8 protein-coding genes are annotated in these 4,664 nt (G+C 55.3%); all 8 read right to left on the minus strand.

The features are described from left to right. On the minus strand, positions 1-1,108 hold a 1,108-nt coding region (locus VGP75_RS12250; RefSeq protein ID WP_327543939.1), incomplete at its 3' end, for a DNA modification methylase. 429 nt (positions 1,109-1,537) lie between these two features. Next, on the minus strand, positions 1,538-1,819 hold the full coding sequence (locus VGP75_RS12255; RefSeq protein ID WP_327543940.1) for an HU family DNA-binding protein: 282 nt from the start codon (positions 1,817-1,819) through the stop codon (positions 1,538-1,540). A 176-nt stretch (positions 1,820-1,995) separates the two neighbouring features. Continuing rightward, entirely contained in the window at positions 1,996-2,214 is a 219-nt protein-coding gene (locus tag VGP75_RS12260; RefSeq protein ID WP_327543945.1) for a DUF6362 family protein, read from the minus strand. A 41-nt stretch (positions 2,215-2,255) separates the two neighbouring features. After that, positions 2,256-2,969 (minus strand): hypothetical protein, encoded by a 714-nt coding sequence (locus tag VGP75_RS12265; RefSeq protein ID WP_327543941.1) that lies wholly within the window; start codon positions 2,967-2,969, stop codon positions 2,256-2,258. Positions 2,970-3,284: 315 nt separating this feature from the next. Next, entirely contained in the window at positions 3,285-3,575 is a 291-nt protein-coding gene (locus VGP75_RS12270; protein ID WP_327543942.1) for a CcdB family protein, read from the minus strand. Further along, entirely contained in the window at positions 3,563-3,817 is a 255-nt protein-coding gene (locus VGP75_RS12275; protein ID WP_327543943.1) for a type II toxin-antitoxin system CcdA family antitoxin, read from the minus strand. The genes VGP75_RS12270 and VGP75_RS12275 overlap by 13 nt, the downstream gene beginning before the upstream one ends. Before the next feature lie 68 nt (positions 3,818-3,885). Further along, positions 3,886-4,311 (minus strand): DUF6362 family protein, encoded by a 426-nt coding sequence (locus VGP75_RS12280; protein WP_327543944.1) that lies wholly within the window; start codon positions 4,309-4,311, stop codon positions 3,886-3,888. After that, positions 4,301-4,516, minus strand: a complete 216-nt coding sequence (locus VGP75_RS12285) for a hypothetical protein (RefSeq protein WP_526025512.1) — start codon at positions 4,514-4,516, stop codon at positions 4,301-4,303. The genes VGP75_RS12280 and VGP75_RS12285 overlap by 11 nt, the downstream gene beginning before the upstream one ends. Positions 4,517-4,664: the final 148 nt, after the last annotated feature.

Consider the following 4,664-nt stretch of genomic DNA (forward strand, 5'->3'; position numbering starts at 1 on the left):
CGATACCGTAGCAGACCCGGCCTGTGGTCTCTGCCGCGATCAACGTCGTGCCCGAACCCATGAAGGGTTCATAGACCGCCTGCCCCGGGCTGGAGTTGTTCAGAATGGGGCGGCGCATACACTCGACGGGTTTCTGCGTCCCGTGGACCGTCTTGGCATCCTGATCTTTGCTCGGGATTTGCCACAGTGTCGTCTGCTTGCGATCACCCGCCCAGTGGCCCTTGCCGGTCTTCTTGACCGCGTACCACGCCGGTTCATGCTGCCAGTGATAATCACCCCGGCTGAGCACCAGTCGCTCCTTGGCCCAGATGATCTGCGACCGGATGGTGAAGCCCGCCACCTCAAGGCTTTCCGCGACCGTCGCTGCATGCAATGCGCCATGCCAAACATAGGCAACATCGCCGGGGAAGAGCGCCCAGGCCTCGCGCCAGTCGGCGCGATCATCGTTCAGCACTTTGCCCGTGCGTTTGGTTTTGGCGGCACCCGCCTGATTGCGCCAGCCCGGGTCATATTCAACACCGTACGGAGGATCGCTTATGAGCAATAGCGGCTTCACGCCATTCAGAACCCGCTCGACATCGGTGGCCACTGTGCTGTCGCCACAGAGCAGCCGGTGATTACCGAGGATCCAGAGATCGCCGGGACGGCTGATCGGGTCCTCCGGCGTGTCCGGAATATCGTCCTCGCCCTCCTGCGGACCGGTGCCAGCATCGAGGCTGTTCATCAGCGCGTTCAGTTCGTCGTCGGTGAAGCCCGTCAGGCCCAGATCAAAATCAGCTTCCAGCAAGTCGGCCAGTTCGAGGTTCAGCAGGTCCTTGTCCCACTCGGCGTTTTCGCTTGAGCGGTTATCCATGATCCGGAAGGCGCGTGCTTGGGCCTCGGTCAGCCCCTTGGCGACATGCACCGGCGCGGATTTAAACCCGAGCTTGCGCGCTGCTTCCAGCCGCGTGTGCCCGGCCAGAACCACCATCGCCTCATCGACAACGATCGGCTGGCGCCAGCCGAATTCCTGGATCGAAGCCGCGACCGTGGCGATGGCCTGCGCGTTGTTGCGCGGGTTGCGCGCATAGGGAATGATCTGCTCCAGCGGCAGGTCGAAAACGTCCATGGGTGTTTCCTTGGAAAAGTGCCGAACCGAAACGGGTTCGGGCCGCGAAGCGAAATGGGGTGAGACCCCCGTTTCGTTTCAGGCGGGGTTTGTCAGGCCGTTAGGCCCATGTTTTATTGGGGTTGCGCGCAAAGCGAAACGAAACGGGTGTTTTTGGCGGTGTCACTGGGAAAGCGCGGTGCCAAGCCCCCCGTATACGGTTACAAACAGGAAGGACCCGTTCAATATCAATGGGTTAGATGATGGCCAATTTTGGGTGGAGACAGTTTTCTTTCGATTAACCGATAGGCGGTTGCAGACCTGCAAACCAACAGCCGCCCAAATGAAACGGGGACAAACGTCTTCCAACGCACTCTACCCATCATGCCTGACCGGTAGCATTGGAAATGTTGCATGTGTCGAACACAAAACTGTTGCAACAACCGGCTGTCAGTCAGAGTTCAAACGGTTGTTCAGGTTCCTGCCTATCTTGAAAAATGGCTTTGATCTCGCATCAAGCCAAATAAATTCACCTGTGCGTGGATTGCGGCGCTGTCCACCTTCATAATGGCGCACGCTAAAAACACCAAACCCTCGTAACTCGACACGCCCGCCCAGTTCGAGGTGATCAATAATCGTGTTAAAGACTGTAGCCACAACTTTTTCTGCATCTGCGTGGGTCAGGTAGGGATTTTCTGCTGCAATCCGCGCCACCAATTCGCTTCTTATCATTCTTCCCCCCTGGCCCAGAATACATATCGTTTCAGACCTGCGGCCAGGCTAAAACAAACCTGCCCTACAAATTTGTGTAAATTTGAACTTAGCCGTGATGCGTTTTTCGTCAATGGCGACTTATGCTTGCGCCAGGAGGTGCTACGGTCAACTCCCAACTCGTAGGTAATCTCCTTCTATGGCCGGCGCGCCACCCGCAACCAGATCAGCTTGCGATTAGCCTCATCGATCCAGAGCACCCAGTCAAAGGTCTTCTCAAGCCGAGTGATAGCGTGTGCAGACGGCCAGACGCGCATGGGCTGCGGTTCCATGGCTGCGATCTTTCTCGTAGATCGGGCAAAATTAGGCCACGCGTCGAAGTAGCCGCGCACTGTCGCCGGTGGGAGTTTACGCAGGGTGCAGGAGGCTTTTCAAGCAGACCGGTCTGTGGGGTTGATTATTCAGCGGGTTTAGCCACGACCCCATCGTTCCATTTCATCCAAATGGAGGGATGCATTTCATCCGGACTGAGAAACGTCCGGACAGAAAAAATCGGGGCTTTGGGGTCTGCTTCACTGGCAAACCATTCAGGGTCAGGCCTTGAGGCATCAATGCTTCCCGCCCAAACGCCACAGTAGCTCGATCGTATGAATTCGTCTTCATTGTGCGAAATGCACATATCGCGCGCCAGTTCCTTGAGGATATGGTTCGCTTCTCGATCAATCAGCCCCAGAAAGCCTGGACCAATTTCACAATCGCTACGTTCAATCAGCCGTTCAATGGCATGATAATTCAAGCTGACCCTTGCAATGTGCAGGCTACGTCTCGTGCGCGTGCTTTCAGCAAAGACGGCAGAATATAGAAGCACATCTTCTGTAAAAAGCTCCTCTTCTTCATGCCGGGTCTGCATTGCAACTACTTCACGGTACACAGTTCGGACGGTCCCAGATGATGAATATGAACCAGTTATGACGCCTGGCATTTTCTTGATCTGCTTTACCAATCGTATACGGGCTTTAAGACCAGGTCGGATTTCCCTGATTTTTAACATAATATCGCGAACATTGGCCGGTTCTTTGCGCGCACGTGATACAGCGTCGCGAGCATAACCGCGCTTTAACGATAGGCGACGTAATGCCTCGGTGGTTGATAATATGTCTTTAGAGGTCACGGCGCCACCTCCAGAGTTTCGGCTTCCCCCAGCCGGTTTGTCGCACTCATCATAAGCTTGGTCAACGTCACTAGCTGTCACAAGCGCGGCAAATGCTCCAAAACGAAGATGACAGACTACCTATGTTGCCTCGCTATAAAGAGGACATTTCTCCCAGACACACGACGGTCATCTTATCGTTCTTATAGCCTCTCGATCGGGATCTGTCACAGCTTGCGGTGTCTCACCGAAAAGTGTCTCACGTGCACGAGAGGGGTTGACAGGTTTTGAAGGTAAGGCCGCAAGCTAAATGAATTGCAAACCGTTCAAATCCTCTCAGACACCAGCCATCAAGACATCAATCGCGCGAGTGATCTGATCACCTTGGTCAGCCACATTACCTTTTGGGCACAAACTTGCCCTGCGCACAGCTGCGATCAGGCGTGTTGCGAGAATTAACTTTTTGCCATCATGCGTAATTTCAGGGTTCAGTTGCCGGACCGCAGGATAGTCAGGAAGCATTGGTATCACCACCACAGCCGAATCTGGTGGCAACAAGTTACTTTCAACGACGACCATTGAAATGCCGTTGTATTCAGCAACATCGTAGCGGCTCAACGGTTCCAAGATGCCCCTCCTGATCCAGCAATGATGTCTGCCAAAGGATGTCCGTTGCGCTCATGCCAATCAGATTGTTCCGCGAACGCACTCGCATTTTCTTCAAGCCAACGCTGTTGGCGGACCTCAACAATGGCTTTGACAAGGGCAGCCTCAGCAACAGCTGAAACGTTGATACTCAAAGCTTTGGCGCTGTCGAGTGCCGCCGCATCAAGCGTGAGGGACGTCTTTCGCTTTACAGCTGCTACCATCACTACTTCCTCCAATTCATACCGCAAATATATACCTCATAAGTGAGCTCCGCAAGTCTTGCATAAAGTTATACCGTCTGCCCAATCACGAACTGCATCGACCGTTTGCGCGGGACGTCTCTGCCGTTCAGCTTCCAAACAATCACGGCCAAACCGTACTCATGTCGCCGGTTCGCCGTGGCCCTGCTGACCCCATGCGCCCAGCAGATCCCCTTCCAGGCCTTGCGGTTGGCGCGGGCCCAGAGGATCTGGCCGATGTCCTTGTCCACCCAGCGCAGCCACAGCATCGCCTCATCCGCTTGCGTGATCATCCGCGGTGAGGGCAGCGGTTTTTTCATCCGCGGCTCCTGTTCCACGTGATCCGCAAAGCTGTAGGCATACTCGGGCCATGTGCTGACGTAGCCTTGTGGGCGCACCGGCGGCAGGCTGCACATGACGTCTGCCGCGAGTTCCAACCGGTCTGCCACCATAGCGCGGGTCCAGTCATTTGCCATTGCGCACCTCCCCCCGGCCCATCGGAAGCGCACCGTACAGCTTTTCGCCAAGCTGGCGGACCAGTTCGCGCTCGGGCCAGGTCAGCCGATGATCATCAAGCGATACCGCCAACAGGTGCTGTTCGATCCAGCCGTCGCGTTTGACCTGATCAGGATCGCGGCGGTTGCCGCCGTACCCCTTTGGGGCGAACCGCATACCGCTCATGATGCACCTCCTATGATGGTTGTCCAGTAGGACATTGATTTTGTTTGATTTTAAATTTGGTAAAATCTTCGAAGACCCAGCCGTTCTTGAGCGTATCGTAGATGATCGACAGCAACTTGCGCGCGGTGGCGATGATCGCTTTTCCTGC

This window comes from Yoonia sp. (assembly GCF_036007805.1).
In the GTDB taxonomy this organism is placed as follows: Bacteria; Pseudomonadota; Alphaproteobacteria; order Rhodobacterales; family Rhodobacteraceae; genus Yoonia.

What these genes read in the sequence shown, in the direction of transcription:
- VGP75_RS12280 (WP_327543944.1), bottom strand. Translation starts at nt 4,311, where the DNA reads ATGGCAAATGACTGGACCCGCGCTATGGTGGCAGACCGGTTGGAACTC.
- VGP75_RS12275 (WP_327543943.1), bottom strand. Translation starts at nt 3,817, where the DNA reads ATGGTAGCAGCTGTAAAGCGAAAGACGTCCCTCACGCTTGATGCGGCG.
- VGP75_RS12285 (WP_526025512.1), bottom strand. Translation starts at nt 4,516, where the DNA reads ATGAGCGGTATGCGGTTCGCCCCAAAGGGGTACGGCGGCAACCGCCGC.
- VGP75_RS12255 (WP_327543940.1), bottom strand. Translation starts at nt 1,819, where the DNA reads ATGATAAGAAGCGAATTGGTGGCGCGGATTGCAGCAGAAAATCCCTAC.